Annotated in this window: 11 protein-coding genes; 8 read left to right on the top strand and 3 right to left on the bottom strand. The window is 63.8% G+C overall.

Going from position 1 to position 15,666, the window contains the following annotated elements; genetic code table 11:
- Nucleotides 1-69 precede the first annotated feature (69 nt).
- From GMST_RS01575 to GMST_RS01565, 3 genes are read right to left on the bottom strand one after another with little or no spacing between them, the layout of a single operon-like run.
- Nucleotides 70-3,306, bottom strand: coding sequence for a sodium:solute symporter family transporter (locus GMST_RS01575; protein ID WP_183352843.1), 3,237 nt, complete (start codon nt 3,304-3,306; stop codon nt 70-72).
- Complete coding sequence (locus GMST_RS01570; protein WP_183352842.1) at nt 3,306-3,551, bottom strand: hypothetical protein; 246 nt, start codon at nt 3,549-3,551, stop codon at nt 3,306-3,308. The genes GMST_RS01575 and GMST_RS01570 overlap by 1 nt, the downstream gene beginning before the upstream one ends.
- The gene (locus GMST_RS01565) at nt 3,548-4,981 is read right to left on the bottom strand and encodes a bifunctional aminoglycoside phosphotransferase/ATP-binding protein (protein ID WP_246399157.1); all 1,434 of its coding nucleotides are present in this window, start codon (nt 4,979-4,981) and stop codon (nt 3,548-3,550) included. The genes GMST_RS01570 and GMST_RS01565 overlap by 4 nt, the downstream gene beginning before the upstream one ends.
- A gap of 336 nt (nt 4,982-5,317) precedes the next feature.
- Between GMST_RS01565 and GMST_RS01560 the strand changes: the two genes are divergently transcribed.
- The 8 genes from GMST_RS01560 to folP all read left to right on the top strand — a co-directional run bounded on the left by GMST_RS01560 (nt 5,318) and on the right by folP (nt 15,654).
- Nucleotides 5,318-7,018, top strand: coding sequence for a tetratricopeptide repeat protein (locus GMST_RS01560; protein WP_183352840.1), 1,701 nt, complete (start codon nt 5,318-5,320; stop codon nt 7,016-7,018).
- Nucleotides 7,015-8,634, top strand: coding sequence for a peptide-binding protein (locus GMST_RS01555; RefSeq protein WP_183352839.1), 1,620 nt, complete (start codon nt 7,015-7,017; stop codon nt 8,632-8,634). Before GMST_RS01560 ends, GMST_RS01555 begins: the two co-directional genes overlap by 4 nt.
- A 222-nt stretch (nt 8,635-8,856) precedes the next feature.
- Nucleotides 8,857-9,837: an ABC transporter permease gene (locus GMST_RS01550; RefSeq protein ID WP_183352838.1), complete on the top strand. Its 981-nt coding sequence runs from the start codon at nt 8,857-8,859 to the stop codon at nt 9,835-9,837.
- A 1-nt stretch (nt 9,838) separates the two neighbouring features.
- Nucleotides 9,839-10,693 (top strand): oligopeptide ABC transporter permease, encoded by an 855-nt coding sequence (gene opp4C, locus GMST_RS01545; protein ID WP_183352837.1) that lies wholly within the window; start codon nt 9,839-9,841, stop codon nt 10,691-10,693.
- Between the two features lie 166 nt (nt 10,694-10,859).
- On the top strand, nt 10,860-11,375 hold the full coding sequence (locus GMST_RS01540; RefSeq protein WP_183352836.1) for a hypothetical protein: 516 nt from the start codon (nt 10,860-10,862) through the stop codon (nt 11,373-11,375).
- Between the two features lie 66 nt (nt 11,376-11,441).
- Nucleotides 11,442-12,812 carry a tRNA lysidine(34) synthetase TilS gene (gene tilS, locus GMST_RS01535; protein ID WP_183352835.1) on the top strand — a complete coding sequence of 457 codons (1,371 nt, stop codon included), beginning with the start codon at nt 11,442-11,444 and terminating at the stop codon, nt 12,810-12,812.
- A gap of 171 nt (nt 12,813-12,983) precedes the next feature.
- Nucleotides 12,984-14,816: an ATP-dependent zinc metalloprotease FtsH gene (ftsH, locus tag GMST_RS01530; protein WP_183352834.1), complete on the top strand. Its 1,833-nt coding sequence runs from the start codon at nt 12,984-12,986 to the stop codon at nt 14,814-14,816.
- A gap of 1 nt (nt 14,817) precedes the next feature.
- Nucleotides 14,818-15,654, top strand: coding sequence for a dihydropteroate synthase (gene folP, locus GMST_RS01525; RefSeq protein ID WP_183352833.1), 837 nt, complete (start codon nt 14,818-14,820; stop codon nt 15,652-15,654).
- The last annotated feature ends 12 nt before the right edge of the window (nt 15,655-15,666 follow it).

Genomic DNA, 15,666 nt, shown 5'->3' with positions numbered 1-15,666 from the left:
TGAGGTCCGATCAGCTTAAAAACATTGTGCTATAAGCCGTGCTTTTTGGCAAGGATGCCACGCTTACGGCTAATGCACTTTCATGACTACCATGGAAACATCATCCTGTAAAGGACGCGGGGCTGAGAAGGCGGTAACCCGCGCCAGGACCTCCTCGATGATCCTCTCGGGCGGCTCCTGGTGCAGCTCGGCCAGCAGTTCGTAGAGCCGGGGAACGCCGAAGAACTCGCCGTCGCGGTTCTCGTTTTCGATGATGCCGTCGGTGTAGAGGAACAGCAGATCGCCAGGTTGAAGCTGTACCGTCTGTTCCTCGAAGCTGACCTGCTTCTCCACGCCGAGGATGAGACCGTCGGCGTCGAGTTCCTGCCACCCGTTTTCGCGCAAAAGCAGCGGTCGGGTGTGGCCTGCGTTGGAGAAGGTGAGGATCCGGCGCGTGGTGTCGTACTTGCCGCAGAACATGGTGATGAAGAGCTCGGCCCGGCTTAAGTCCTCGTAGAGCAGGCTGTTCAGGACCCCGAGGACCTCGCTTGGGGAGCGGATCGCCTGCATCTGGGCGCGCAACACGCTGCGGGTCTCCACCATGATGAGGGCGGCGCCGACGCTGTGCCCCGAGACGTCCGCCATGACGAGGTCGACGAGCTCGCTGCCGCGCGGGAAGAAGTCGTAGTAGTCCCCCCCCACGTGGCTTGCCGGCACGCAGCGGCAGGCGAGGCTCACCCCGGGGACGGCGGGGGGCTCGACCGGCAACAGCGAGAGCTGGATCTGCTTGGCGAGTTCGAGGTCACGGGTCACCCGGGCGTTTTCCAGGAGCGCCGCTTCTTTCTGCTCGCGTTCCCGCTCGCGCGCCTCGCGCTCGTTGACGATGCGCACCGCCTGGGCGAGCTGGCCGGCGAGGCTCTCCAAAAGCTCCACAAACTGCTCGGTGAAAAGTCCCACGATGGAGCGCGAGAAGACCGAGAGCACCCCCACCGGCGGCGCGCCTTCGCTGGCGAGCGGGATATGGGCGAAGGACCTGATCCCCTCGCGCTGGAAGACCTCCTTGGCAAAGGGTTTGGTGATGAAGGCGGTGTCGTTGAAGAACTCGGTGCGCCGCCCCAGGAACGCCTCCCCGACGTGGGTGTCGATCTCCAAGAGGCGCTCCTCGGCGGTGAGCTCCGCACCGCCTTCCCCCTTGAAGGAGCGCACCTCGAGGCGCCCGGCCTCGTTTAAAAGCCGCACCACGCAGAGATCGAGCTTGAACTCGCGCAGGACCAGGGTGAGCAGGTCCTCGATGATGATGTCGAGATCAAGCGACCGGTTCATGATCTCGGAGGCCCTCAGCCGCACGTAGAGCGCCTCGCGGCTCTGGTCGCGGGAGGTGCGCACCGTGGAGAAGATGTCGTAGACCGACTCCATGCGGCTCCCTATGTCCGAGAGAAAGCTCTCCACTACCGCGCCCGCCGCGGCACCACCCAGCGAAGCGGCGAGCGTCTTCTCCACGAAGCGCTTCAGGTTGGGGAGCTCGAACTCGGAGACCCCGCCGCGCCCGTCGATCTCCCGCTCGCCCAGGTACTCGGCGATCGCGGCGTGGGCCTGCTGCTCGCCGATGAACTTGGACATGAGGTTTACGAACTGCACGATGGTGACCGGCTTGGAGAGCCTTTTGGTCTCCCGGTGCGGCATGCCGTTCTCCGGCACGAAGACCTGGACGAACCGCCTCACCTGGTCGCGCTCCTTTTCGCTTTGCACGTAGAGGATCGAGCAGGCGAGGTAGGCCGAGACGTTTAAGAACATGCTCCAGAAAAGGGTATGGCTTAAGGGGTCGAGCCCGGTCATGCCGAAGAGCGCTTGGGGGCGCAACAGCTCGATCCCGAAGGGACCTGCGACCAGGAGGTTCGTGTCCCACCACCCGGCGTGCACCAGCGAGGGGATGAGCAGCGTGTAGCACCAGACGCAGAAGCCGAGGACCAGCCCGGCGATGGCGCCGGTCCGGTTGCCCCGCGGCCAGTAGAGGCCGCCGATGAGCGCCGGGGCGAACTGGGCCGCGGCGGAGAAGGAGATGAGCCCCATGTTGGCAAGGGTGTAGCTGTCCCCCACGATGGCCTGGTACAGGTATCCCAACAAGACCACCAGGAGGATCCCGGCCCGCTTCAGGGTGATGAGCAGCGCCGGGAACCAGTTCTGCGGCTTGAAGCGGGTCACCACCGGCATCAGCACGTGGTTGAAGAGCATGGTGGAGACCGCGACGCTCTCCACCATCACCATCCCCGCGGAGGCTGAAAAACCGCCCAGGAAGGCAACCAGGGCGAGCCACGGGTGCCCCTGCTGCATGGGGAGGGTGAGCACGAAGTAGTCGGCCCCGCGGGCGCCGCCGGTCAGGAGGATGCCGGCGATGGCGATGGGCATCACGAAGAGGTTCATCAGGAACATGTAGGCCGGAAAGCGCCAGGCCGCCTGGTTCAGGTGGCTCTCGTCGGCGTTTTCCAGCACCATCACCTGGAACTGGCGCGGCAAAAGCATCACCGCGCTCATGGCGAGGAGCAGCACGGTGCACATCGAGGCGTAGGAGTTGCCGCCGGGATTCCCCAGGGTGGTGAGCCGGACCAAGAGCGCCGGGTCGCGCTCGTAGAGCCTCTCGAAGAGGTCGCCCATGCCGTCGAAGACGCCGTAGCTGAGAAAGATACCCACGCTCAAAAAGGCGACCAGCTTCACGATAGATTCCAGGGCGATGGCCGCGACGAGCCCCTCGTGGCGCTCGGCCGAGACGAGGTGGCGGGCGCCGAAGAAGGTACTGAAGATCCCCAGGAGCAGGGCCGAGAAAAACCCGGGGTGCGGCGCGAAGGGGGAGATACTCTCCAGGAAGCTGAAGTGGAAGTCGTGGTAGCCGGTTATGATGGTGAACGAGGTGGAGACGGCCCTAAGCTGCAGGGCGATGTAGGGCATGATCCCCATCAGGGTGATCACCGTTATGATGGCGCCGAGCCACTGGCTGCGGCCGTAGCGGGAGCTTATGAAGTCGGCGATGGAGGTGATGTTGTTCTGCTTGGAGATGCGCACGATCTTCTTTAAGAGAAACCACCAGGAGAAGGCGGTGAGGGTGGGGCCCAGGTAGATGGGGAGGAAGTCGATGCCGGTGGTGGCGGCCTTGCCGACGCTGCCGTAGTAGGTCCAGGAGGTTGCGTAGACCGTGATGGAGAGGGCGTAGACGGTCGGGTTCGCGGTGAGCGAGCGCCCCTGTTTCTGGCGCTGGTCCGCGTAGTAGGCAACCAGGAAGAGAAGCGCTATGTAGAGGAGCGCGGTGCCCCAGACCAGATCGACGTTCAGCATCAGCTGCGTTCCTTGTCGCTTTTATGCCGCTCGGCGCGGCTGAACAGGTACACGATAACGATGGAGCAGATCCAGCCCAAAAGCAGGTACAGGTAGAGCAGGGGGATGCCGAAGGGGCGCAGCGTCTTGTTGAAGATACTGATGAAGGGGTAGTTCATCATGATGAACCCGAGGACGAAGCAGATCACCCAGCTGTCGGTGAGCTTCAGCTTTTTGAGCACCCCGTCTCTTAGGCGCGTCCTCATAGCAGGACCCCCAGCCCCTCGAGCACCTGGTCCACTTCCCGGTCAAGCGGCAGGCTGCCCTCGACCAGCAGCGCCTCGCCCGGCCCCGGCGCCTCGAACTCGGCCACCTGGCGCTCCAGGAGCTCGACCCGACCGTCGGAGACCGCGCCCGGATCGAGGCCGCGCTCCTGAAGGCGCCGCACCAGCACCTTGCGCTCGCAGCGGATCTCGACCAGGTGGAAGGGTACTCCGAGGCTTTCGGCCAGCGCCCGGAAGGCGTCCCGGTCCTCCCGGCGCCGGAAGGTGGCATCGACCACCACGCCGTGCCCCCGGACCAGCTCCTCACGCGAGCGCTCCCAAAGGGCGCGGTAGGTCGCCTCGCTGCTCTGGGGGGAATAGATACCCGCGCCGTACCCTTCGCTCCCCCGCTCGGTGGGGGCGCGGCCGGCGAGCTCCTTGCGCACCCGGTCCGAACTCAAAAGGGTAAGCCCCAGGTCGCGGGAGAGTTCGCCCGCCAGGGCGCTCTTGCCGCTCCCCATCACCCCGCAGGTGGCGATGAGCATCGGGGTCAGGCGCTCGCGCAGGCAATAGCCGCGGGCCAGGCGGAAGTAGCGGCTGGCCGAGGCGGCGAGCCGGGCGGCCTCCTCGTCGGAGAGCTCCTCCAAGAGCCTTAAGCTGGTCACCTTGCCGCGCACGAAGGCCCGGTAGACCCGGTAGAAGTCGAGCACCCCGGTGAGGTCCCGGTCGCCGGTGGTCTCCTGGTAGCGCGCCAGAAAGGGCTCGCAGAACTCCGGGTGCCCAAGGTTGTCGAGGTCCATGAGCAGGAAGGCTATGTCGGCCGCGGTGTCGCTGTAGCGGAAGCGCTCGTTGAACTCGATGCAGTCGAAGATGCAGACCCGGTCGGTGAGGCAGATGTTCCCCAGGTGCAGGTCGCCGTCGCACTCCCGGATGAACCCCTGGGCGACCCGGTCCTGCAAAAGCCCCCGGCGCCGGGTGAGAAAGTCGGCGACCCACCCCTCGATGAGGGAGAGGTCGCCGCGGCGTATGGTGCGCCCTACGAAGGGGGCGGTCTGCTGGAAGTTCTCGGCCCAGTTGGCCCGGATCGCCGGGATCCCCCCCAGCTCGTCGATCTGGGGGCCGCGCGCCGCGTTGAGGTGGAAGGCGCCGATCACCCGGGCGAGTTCGTCGAGCTGGTCGAGGGTGAGTTCGCCGCGCTCCACGATGCGCTGCAGCATGCGCTCCTCGGGGAGCCGTTTCATCTTCACGGCGTAGTCGATCAGGGTTCCCTCCCCCTCGAAGTGCGGCCCTTGCGGCCCCTGGCGCAGCTCCACGACCCCCAGGTAGATCTCCGGGCAGAGCCGGCGGTTCAGGCGCACCTCCTCTTCGCAGTAGAAGCGGCGCCGGTCCAAGGTGGTGAAGTTCAAAAATCCGAAGTCCACCGGTTTTTTCACCTTGTACACGAGCTCATCTGTAATGAAAATATACGAAACATGCGTCTCAATGAGTGAAACGGCCGTCGTCGGTGCCGGATATGCGGCAGGTTTAAGTAACGATTTTTTCAGCCTCTGGACCATGGCTCGCCTTAACATTCTGATTTTATTTGAGAATTGTACCACGGCCGGAAGGGGTCGCAACCCTCTAATTGGAGAGCAATTGGTGTTTGACGCTGCTACCTAATTATGCTAGTTTTTCATGTGATATCGCGCCATCTGCAGGATAATGTGTCCTGACCGGTGTCGCGTTTTTTTGGTTCGTGACCATTCCCACCCCGGAAACCAAGGTACCCCATGACCACGAAGTATCTCGCGCTGCTGTTGCTGTGCTCCCTGTTCTCCGCCTGCGCCACCGAACATGCCGCTGCCGTGCCGACCCCGGAGCCCCCCTACGAGGCGACCACCACCGAGGGGCGCACCCTCTACTTCTTCGCACTGGCCAGGCTGCGTGCCGGCGAGGGGGACCCCGAAGGGGCGCTCACCCTTTTAAAGAGTGCCATGGCCGCCGACCCGGCCTCGCCCTCCCTGCACACCGCGGCGGCCCAGATCTACCTGCAGCAGAACAAGCCCGAGGAGGCGCTTGCCGAGTGCGAGGCCGCCATCAAGCTCGACCCCACCCTGGTGCAGGCCCAGCTTCTGGCCGGCAATATCCTGGTGACCCTGCAGCGCGAGAAGGAAGCGATCCCTTACCTTAAGAAGGTGATGGAGCTCGAGCCGACCCGGGAAGAGGTCTACCTGCACGTCGCCATCTTCTACCTGAAGACGTTCGAGTACGAGCAGGCGGTCGACACCTTGAAGGCGCTCATCAAGGCGGCGCCGGATTCTCCGCTTGGGTACTACTACCTGGCCAAGACCTACGACCAGATGCGCCTGCCACACGAGGCGCTCTCCTACTACAAGAAGGCGGTCGAGCTCAAGCCTGACTTCGAGCAGGCCCTCATCGAGATGGGGATCTCGCAGGAGACCCAGGGGCAGGTGGCCGACGCCATCCAGACCTACAAGAACCTCCTCGAGGTGAACCCGTCCAACGTGAACGTGGTGTCGCACCTGGCGCAGCTCTACATCCAGCAACACCAGCTGGACGAGGCGCTGACCCTCTTGCAGCGCGACGGAGGCGACAGCCTGGAGACCCAGCGCAAGATAGGCCTCTTGTTCCTCGAGCTGGAGCGTTACGACGAGGCGGTAACCACCTTCAAGGGGATCCTGGCAGCCGAGCCCAATACCCACCAGGTCCGCTTCTACCTCGGCTCCGCCTACGAGGAGATGGAAGAGCCGGATTCCGCCATCGCCGAGTTCGCCCAGATCCCGGTCGGCTCCACCTACTACCTGGATGCGGTGGGGCACCTGGCCTACCTCTACAAGGAGAAGGGGGAAGTGGACCGGGGGCTTGGGCTTTTGAAGGACGAGGTGAAGCGGGATCCCAGCAAGATCGAGACCTACCTGGTGCTGGCCGGCCTCTACGAGTCCCTGGAGCGTTTCAAGGACGGCGTCGAGGTGCTGAAGTCGATGAACGAGACCATGCAGGCCGATCCGCGGGTCACCTTCCGCCTGGGTATCCTCTACGACAAGCTGGGCGACAAGGATCAGTCCGTCGCCATGATTAAGAAGACCGTGGCCGCCACCCCCAACGATCCTCAGGCGCTCAACTACCTGGGGTACACCTACGCGGAGATGGGGGTGAACCTCGAGGAGGCGCTCGGCTACCTGAAAAAGGCGGTGCAGCTCAAGCCCGACGACGGCTTCATCCTGGACAGCCTGGGCTGGACCTACTTCAAGCTCAAGCGCTACGAGGAGGCGATCTACCAGTTGGAGCGCGCGGCCGAGCTTTCCGACGAGGACGCCACGGTGCTCGGGCATCTGGCCGATGCCTACTGCGCGGACCACCTCTACAAGAAGGCGATCGCCATCTACAAGAAGCTCCAGAAGCTGGAGCCGGAACGTACCGATCTGGCCGAGAAGATCCGGCGCTGCCGTCAGGAGAGCAGCGATAAATGACCCTGCGTCGCCTGTTCACCCTGCTCCTGGTCGCCCTGCAGCTCTCCGCCTGCGGCCAGGGTGCTTCCGAACAGAAACCGCTCTCCCGCCCCAAAGGCGGAGCGCCGGCCTACGGCGACGCGCTCATCACCGGGAGTATCGGCGAGCCCAACACCCTCATTCCGCTTTTGGCCTCCGACACCTCATCCCACGAGGTGGCCGGCCTGGTGTACAACGGGCTGGTGCGCTACGACAAGAACCTCAAGCTCGAGGGTGACCTGGCCCGCTCCTGGGAGGTCTCCCGCGACGGGCTCACCATCACCTTCCACCTGCGTCCCGGGGTGAAGTGGCACGACGGCAAGGATTTCACCTCGAACGACGTGCTCTACACCTACCGGGTGACCGTCGATCCCAAGACCCCCACCGCCTATTCCGAAGACTTCAAGCAGGTCAAGAAGGCCGAGGCGCTGGACCGCTACACCTTCCGGGTCACCTACGAGAAACCCTTCGCCCCGGCGCTCGCCTCCTGGGGGATCGCGATCCTCCCCGCCCACCTTCTGGAGGGAAAGGACATCACCAAGAGCCCGCTTGCCAGAAGCCCGATCGGCACCGGCCCCTACATCTTCAAGGAGTGGGTCCCGGGGCAGAAGCTCTCCTTGGAGGCGAACCCGGCCTACTGGGAGGGGCGCCCCTACCTGGACCGCTTCGTCTACCGGATCATCCCTGACAACTCCACCATGTACATGGAACTCAAGGCTGGCGGCATCGACACCATGGGGCTCTCCCCGGTGCAGTACCAGCGCCAGACCAACACGCCCGAGTTCCTGGCGCGCTTCAACAAGTACCGCTACCCGGCCTCGGCCTACACCTATCTCGGCTACAACCTGCGCCTGCCGCTTTTCAAGGACCGCCGGGTGCGCCAGGCGATCAGCCACGCCATCAACAAGGAAGAGATCATCCAGGGGGTGCTGCTCGGCATGGGGCAGATCGCCCACGGCCCCTACAAGCCGGGGACCTGGGCCTACAAGCCGCAGGTGGCCGATCCGGAGTACGACCCGGCCAAGGCGCAACAGCTTCTCAAAGAGGCGGGCTTCGTCATGGGGTCCGACGGGATCTTGGTCAAGGACGGCAAGCCCTTCAGCTTCACCATCATGACCAACCAGGGGAACGACCAGCGCATGAAGTGCGCCCAGATCATCCAGCGCCGCCTGAAAAGGGTGGGGATCGACGTGAAGATCCGGGTGATGGAGTGGGCCTCGTTCCTCACCAACTTCATCGACAAGGGGAAGTTCGAGGCGGTGCTCCTGGGGTGGACCATCGGGCAGGACCCGGACCTCTACGACGTCTGGCACTCCTCGAAGACCGAGCCCAAGGAACTCAACTTCATCGGCTTCAAGAACGCCGAGGTGGACCGCCTGCTCATCGAGGGGCGGGGGACCTTCGACCAGGAGAAGCGCAAGCGTTGCTACTGGGGGATCCAGGACATCCTGGCCCAGGAGCAGCCCTACACCTTCCTCTACGTCCCCGACGCGCTCCCTGCGGTCGCCTCCCGCTTCCAGGGGATCGAGCCGGCGCCTGCGGGGATCATGCACAACCTGATCAAGTGGTACGTGCCCAAGGCGGAACAGAAGAATTAACTGCGGTTCTATGTTCTAGGTTCTACGTTGAAACCATACAAGCTGTGCTAAGTTCCAGGTTCTACGTTCTGCGTTGAAACCTGAACCTTGGAATGTGTTTGACAGGATGAATCGACCTAGACCTCTGTCAGCTTGACCCAACCTAACGTCGAGCATAGAACGTAGAACATAGAACAGGTTCTTGGTTTTAACATAGAACGTAGAACGGACTCTTAGGTTTTTATGGTCAACTATCTCATCAAACGCATCATCATGCTGTTTCCGCTGCTGCTCGGGATCACGCTGATCACCTTCACGGTGATTCATCTGGCCCCGGGCGAACCGGTGGAGATGCAGACCGCCATGAGTCCCAAGGTCTCGGCGGCCTCCCGGGCCCGCCTGCGCGAGTTCTACGGCCTGGACAAGCCGCTGCACGTGCAGTACCTGCGCTGGCTCGGGCACCTGGCGCACCTGGACTTCGGCCGCTCCTTTGCCCCCGACAACCGCCCGGTGACCGACAAGATCGTCGAGCGCATCCCGATAACCCTGAAGCTCAACGTCATCGCGCTCATCCTGGAGTTCGGCCTGGCCATCCCGATCGGCATCCTCGCCGCGGTGCACCGGGACTCGCTTCTGGATCGCGGCATCTCGGTCTTCGTCTTCGTCGGCTTTGCGGTGCCGACCTTCTGGCTGGCGCTTTTGTGCATGTACATCTTCGGCGTTAAGTACTCCCTGCTCCCCATTTCCGGGCTCCACTCGCTGGGGTATGAGCGGCTCTCGGCCTTCGGGCGCTTCTGGGACTTCACCAAGCACCTGATACTGCCGATCTCCATCGCAACCTTCGGCAGCCTGGCCGGCTTGTCGCGCTACATGCGCTCGACCATGCTCGAGGTGCTCTCGCAGGACTACATCACCACCGCACGGGCCAAGGGGTTGCGGGAGCGGGTGGTGATCTACAAGCACGCCCTGAAAAACGCGCTGTTGCCGGTGATCACCCTGCTCGGTTTCTCGCTCCCAGGCCTCATCGGCGGCTCGGTGATCTTCGAGACCATCTTCGCCATTCCCGGGATGGGGCAGCTCTTCTACCAGGGGGTGATGGCGCGCGACTACCCGCTGGTCATGGGTATCCTGGTCATTGGTGCCTGCCTCACCCTGGTCGGGAACCTCTTGGCCGACGTCTGCTACGCGGTCGCCGACCCGCGCATCCGGCACGGGAGGGGATAGCATGAGCGAACCCGGGCGCGGACCCTTTCAGGAGTGCTGGCGGCGCTTTACGGCGAACCGCTTTGCCGTCGCGGCGCTCTGCCTCATCGTGGCGCTCTTCGTGCTCTCGCTGGGCGCTTCGCTGCTGACCCCGTACGATCCCGATGCCATCGACGCCTGGCACGTCCTGCTACCCCCGTCGGCCGCACATTTCTTCGGGACCGACGAGTTGGGGCGCGACGTCTTCACCAGGGTGATCTACGGCGCGCGGGTGTCGCTCAAGGTCGGATTCGTCGCCGTGGGGATCGCGGTAGCGATCGGCACCGTGGTGGGACTCATCTCCGGGTACTACGGCGGCTGGGTCGACACGCTGCTCATGCGCCTGGTGGACATCATGCTCTGCTTCCCGACCTTCTTCCTGATCCTCGCCGTGATAGCCATGCTGGAGCCTTCCATCTGGTACATCATGGTGATTATCGGGCTCACCGGTTGGATGGGGGTGGCGCGACTGGTGCGTGCCGAGGTGCTCTCGCTGAAAAGCCGCGACTTCGTCTCGGCGGCGCGGGTGCTGGGTGCTTCGGATCGGCGCATCATCTTCCGGCACATCCTCCCCAACGCGCTCTCGCCGGTGCTGGTGTCGGCGACCCTTGGGGTGGCCGGTGCCATCCTCACCGAGTCGGCCCTCTCGTTTTTGGGGATCGGGGTGCAGCCCCCCACGCCGAGCTGGGGGAACATCCTCACCTCGGGGAAGGACTACATCGAGTTCGCCTGGTGGCTTTCGCTCTTCCCGGGGCTTGCCATCCTGGTGACCGTCCTTTCCTACAACCTGGTGGGGGAGGGGATCCGCGACGCGCTGGATCCGAGGAAACAGCGGTAACAGGTTTGCCACGGAGACACGGAGCACACGGAGATAAAACAAAAGGAACACCAAAAGGGACGGAAAACCAAAAGGGGACAGGCATCTGCGGAGCCAGTCCCCGGCAACATATAACGTAGAACCTAGAACATAGAACGTAGAACTTCGGTTTTTTTGCGAGGAGTGCATGGGAGAGCGTTGCCAGGAAGGTTTTGAGGTTTTGAAGGTGGACAAGCGGGAGTTCGTGCCGGCCACGCTTGATGACGAGGTGCGCGTGGACAGGCTCTGCAAGGACCTCCTGCACCGCTTCTACAACGAAAGCATGGAAGCCGGCCTCTCTCCGGAGGACGCGACCGTTCTGGCGAGCGGTGCGGACTACTTCGTGAGGGACTTCGTGGTTTCCATCAAGTCGCGCAGCCTCTTCGAGGAGACCCCCGGCATCGTGCGCCAGTTCGCCGGGAACTGGTACATCGTCAATACCATGGATCCGCTCATCGCGGAGATCGACAGGTTCCTGGCCGGGATCAAGGCCTTCTACCGGTTCCTGCACGGCCACCAGCTCATCTCGCTCAAGTTCCTGCAGGCGATCGAGGCGGAGTGCGCGGAGCGCGACTACTACGAAAGCCGTATCGAATCCTTCTGGGCCATCACCGGCGACGGCTACCTCGCCTGGGAGAAGGAGTGCTCGCTCAAGGATGCCTGAAACCGTAACCCGCCTGACTAGCCCCACCAAGAGCGCGCGGCCCTCGTCCGACAGGAGCCAGCCGGCTTGATTGACCTCCTAACCCACATCCAAGACCTGAAGCTGTTCGAGCCGGGTGCCCGCGTCGTAGTCGCCGTGTCCGGCGGGGCCGACTCGGTCGCGCTTTTGGACCTGCTGCGCCGGCTCGACGCGGGGAGCCTTAGGCTGGTAGTCGCCCACCTCAACCACTCCTTACGTGGGGAACACTCAGATGCCGACCAGGCGTTCGTGGCTGCGCTTGCCGCCGGCTACGGGCTCTCTTTCGTCGCCGAGCGCCGTGACGTCGCCGCGCTGGCCCGCGAACTGGGGACCTCTCTGGAGGATGCCGGGAGACGGGCCCGCTACGATTTCCTGGCCGGGGTTGCCCGCGAGCACCAGGCCTCGTGCATCGCGCTGGCCCACCACCGGGACGACCAGGCCGAGACGGTGCTCATGCGCCTGTTGCGCGGCGCGGGGGGGAGCGGGTTGCGCGGCATGGGGCTGAGCCGCGGCATGCTGAAGCGCCCCTTGCTCCGCGTTTCCCGCGCCGATATCGAGTGCTACCTGAAGGAGAAGGGGTTAAGCTGGCGCAACGATGCCAGTAATGACGATACCGAGTTCCTGCGCAACTCGATCCGGCACGAGCTGCTGCCGCTGCTTGGCCGGTACAACCCCAAGGTCTCGGAGCGCTTGGCGGCCACCGCCGAAATACTCGCCGCCGACGAGGAGCTGCTCGGCCAGGTGACCGACGCCGCCTACCGCAGGCTGCTCCTCCCCGGAACCGCCGAGCCGTCCTTTTCCGTTGCGGGCTTGGCCCGGGAACCCCGCGGACTCAGGCTGCGCCTCTACCGTCGCGCGCTTGCCGAACAGCGCGGCGACCTGCAGCGCATCGCGCTCACCCACCTGGAGGCGATCGACCGTCTGGCCGGCTCGGAGCGCCCCAACGCCCGCCTGAACCTTCCCGGCACCTGCCTGGTGCTGCGCAGCTACGATCGGCTGTCGTTCGCCGCCGCTGAGTCGGCGGATGGAGATTTCGATGTTGCCGTCGCCGGCCCGGGCGAGTACCGGCTCACCGGGGGGCGCACGCTCAGGGTCTCCCTCGTGGAGCGTCCCGAACGCCTCGACGCGGGCGCCCCCAGCGCGGCGTTTTTCGATCCCCAGGCGGCTCCTTTTCCCTGGACCGTGCGCTCGTTTCGCCCCGGCGACCGCTTCAGCCCGCTCGGGATGGCCGGCACTCAGAAGGTGAAGGACCTGTTCATCAACAACAAGATCCCGGCTCCGCAGCGGGGCCGTATACCGTTACTGGTGAGTGGGGACAGGATTATCTGGTTGGCCGGTGTGAGGATGGGGGAGCGGGCCCGCGTCACCGCTGCTTCTGGACTGGTTCTAAAGGCTGAAATTCTTGATATTACGCTCTAAAGCTCTTGTCAATGTGCCCCCTTTGTGGTAATCCTTTTCTTCATTTGAATAAACTGGGCAAAGTCCCAATCTAGCAGTGGAAACCGGTCTGATACGTCAACCCAGCTCCGGCTGACACAGTAAAACGTGTTAACTGTCGGAGCTTGCCGCATACACACATCGGGAGGAAACTTGAACCAATTCTATAAGAACCTGGCGCTCTGGCTCGTGATCAGTCTCATGATGATCTTGCTGTTCAATCTGTTCAACAAGCCGAAACCGTCCATGGAAAAGCTCGATTACAGTGATTTCATCGAAGCGGTTGAGACCGGCAAGGTCAAGAACGTAGCGCGCCCGATCGCCTCGGTTGTCATTCAAGGTAACGAAATCATCGGCAAGTTCCAGGACGGCAAGGAGTTCAGAAGCTACAAGCCGGCCGACGCGAACCTGACCGACAAGCTGATCGAGAAGCACATCTCCACCTCGGCCCGTCCCGAGGAGGAGCGCTTCTCCTGGTTCTCGCTTTTGGTCTCCTGGTTCCCCATCATCTTCCTGGTTGCGGTCTGGATCTTCTTCATGCGCCAGATGCAGGGTGGCGGCGGCAAGGCCATGGCCTTCGGCAAGAGCCGCGCCAAACTGCTCACCGAGGCCCAGGGGCGCGTCACCTTCGAGGACGTGGCCGGCATCGAGGAGGCCAAGGACGAGCTGGAAGAGATCATCAACTTCCTGAAGGACCCCAAGAAGTTCACCAAGCTGGGCGGCCGGATCCCCAAGGGGGTCCTGCTCATGGGCCCTCCGGGCACCGGCAAGACCCTTTTGGCACGCGCCATCGCAGGCGAGGCCGGGGTGCCGTTCTTCTCCATTTCCGGTTCCGACTTCGTCGAGATGTTCGTCGGCGTGGGCGCCTCCCGCGTGCGCGACCTGTTCGTACAGGGTAAGAAGAGTGCCCCCTGCATCATCTTCATCGACGAGATCGACGCCGTGGGCCGTCACCGCGGTGCCGGCTTGGGCGGCGGGCACGACGAGCGCGAGCAGACCCTGAACCAGCTGCTGGTCGAGATGGACGGCTTCGAGTCCAACGAAGGGGTCATCCTGATCGCCGCCACCAACCGTCCCGACGTCCTCGACCCCGCGCTCTTGCGTCCGGGCCGCTTCGACCGCCAGGTGGTGGTGCCGCGTCCCGACGTGAAAGGGCGCGAGATGATCCTCAAGGTGCATACCAAGAAGACCCCGCTCTCCCCGGACGTCGACCTCGGCGTCATCGCACGCGGTACGCCCGGCTTCTCGGGTGCCGACCTCTCCAACGTGGTGAACGAGGCAGCACTTCTGGCCGCCCGCAAGGAGAAGAGCTGCCTCGAGATGATCGACTTCGACGACGCCAAGGACAAGGTGCTCATGGGTGTCGAGCGCCGCTCCATGGTGATCTCGGACGAGGAGAAGAAGAACACCGCCTACCACGAGGCCGGCCACACCCTGATCGCCAAGCTGATCCCGGGGACCGACCCGGTGCACAAGGTCTCCATCATCCCGCGCGGCCGTGCGCTGGGCGTCACCATGCAGCTCCCCATCGAGGACAAGCACAGCTACTCGAAGGAGTCGCTCCTCGACCGCATCGCCGTCCTCATGGGCGGGCGTGCCGCCGAGGAGATCATCTTCAACTCGATGACCACCGGCGCCGGCAACGACATCGAAAGGGCTACCGACATCGCCCGCAAGATGGTCTGCGAGTGGGGGATGAGCGACAAACTGGGCCCGGTCTCCTTCGGCAAGAAGGACGAGCAGATCTTCCTCGGGCGCGACATGGCGCACCAGAAGAACTACTCCGAAGCGACCGCCGTCGAGATCGACAGCGAGATCAGGCTGATCGTCGAGTCGAACTACGCTCGCGTCAAGACGCTTTTGGCCGACAACCTCGAGAACCTGCACAAGATCTCGCACGCCCTCATCGAGAAGGAAAACCTCTCCGGCGAGGAGATCGACCAGATCATGGCCGGCAAGGACTCGGCGCCCGAGGCGACCGCCTAGCATGGGGAATAGCAGTAGCTGGGAACTTTCCCGGCGCACCTTGTCACTTGAGCGCCCCCTGGTGATGGGTATCCTGAACGTCACCCCGGATTCCTTCTCGGACGGCAACCGCTACTTCTCAACCGCTCGCGCCGTGGAGCGGGCCCTGGAGCTGGAAGGGGAGGGGGCCGACATCATCGACATCGGCGGCGAGAGCACCCGCCCCAATGCACCGCGGGTGAGTCTGGAGGAAGAACTGGCCCGGGTGGTCCCGGTCATCGAGGGGCTCGCCGGGAAGCTCAGGGTTCCCATCTCGATCGATACCTACAAGGCGGAGGTGGCGCGCGCCGCCTGCGCCGCCGGTGCCGAGATCGTAAACGACGTAAGCGGCCTCTGTTTCGATCCCGGGATGGCTCGGGTCGTGGCCGAGGCCCGGGCGGGGGTGGTGCTGATGCACACCCGGGGGACGCCGGACCGGATGCAAGACGACACCGGCTACCGCGACCTTCTGGGCGATGTGAAGTTCTACCTCAGGGAGTCGACGGAGCTGGCACGGCAGGCGGGGATACCACAAAGCCGCATCGTGGTGGACCCCGGCATCGGGTTCGCCAAGAGCGTCGAGGGGAACCTCGAGCTGATCCGCCGGCTTGCCGAATTGCAGGAACTCGGTTGCCCGATACTGGTGGGACCCTCGCGGAAGTCGTTCATCGGGGCGGTTATCGGGGACCGGGACAGAGACAGGAGCTTCGGAACGGCGGCGGCAGTCGCCGTCTCGATTTTAAACGGAGCAGCCATCGTGCGGGTGCACGACGTGGCGGCCATGAGGGATGTCGTACTCGTGACGCGGGCGCTCGCCTAACGCCTCGCTTAA

Source organism: Geomonas silvestris (genome assembly GCF_014193515.1).
In the GTDB taxonomy this organism is placed as follows: Bacteria; Desulfobacterota; Desulfuromonadia; order Geobacterales; family Geobacteraceae; genus Geomonas; species Geomonas silvestris.
The sequence above is the reverse complement of the archived record's forward strand: the minus strand, read 5'-3'. Positions and strand labels throughout refer to the sequence as shown.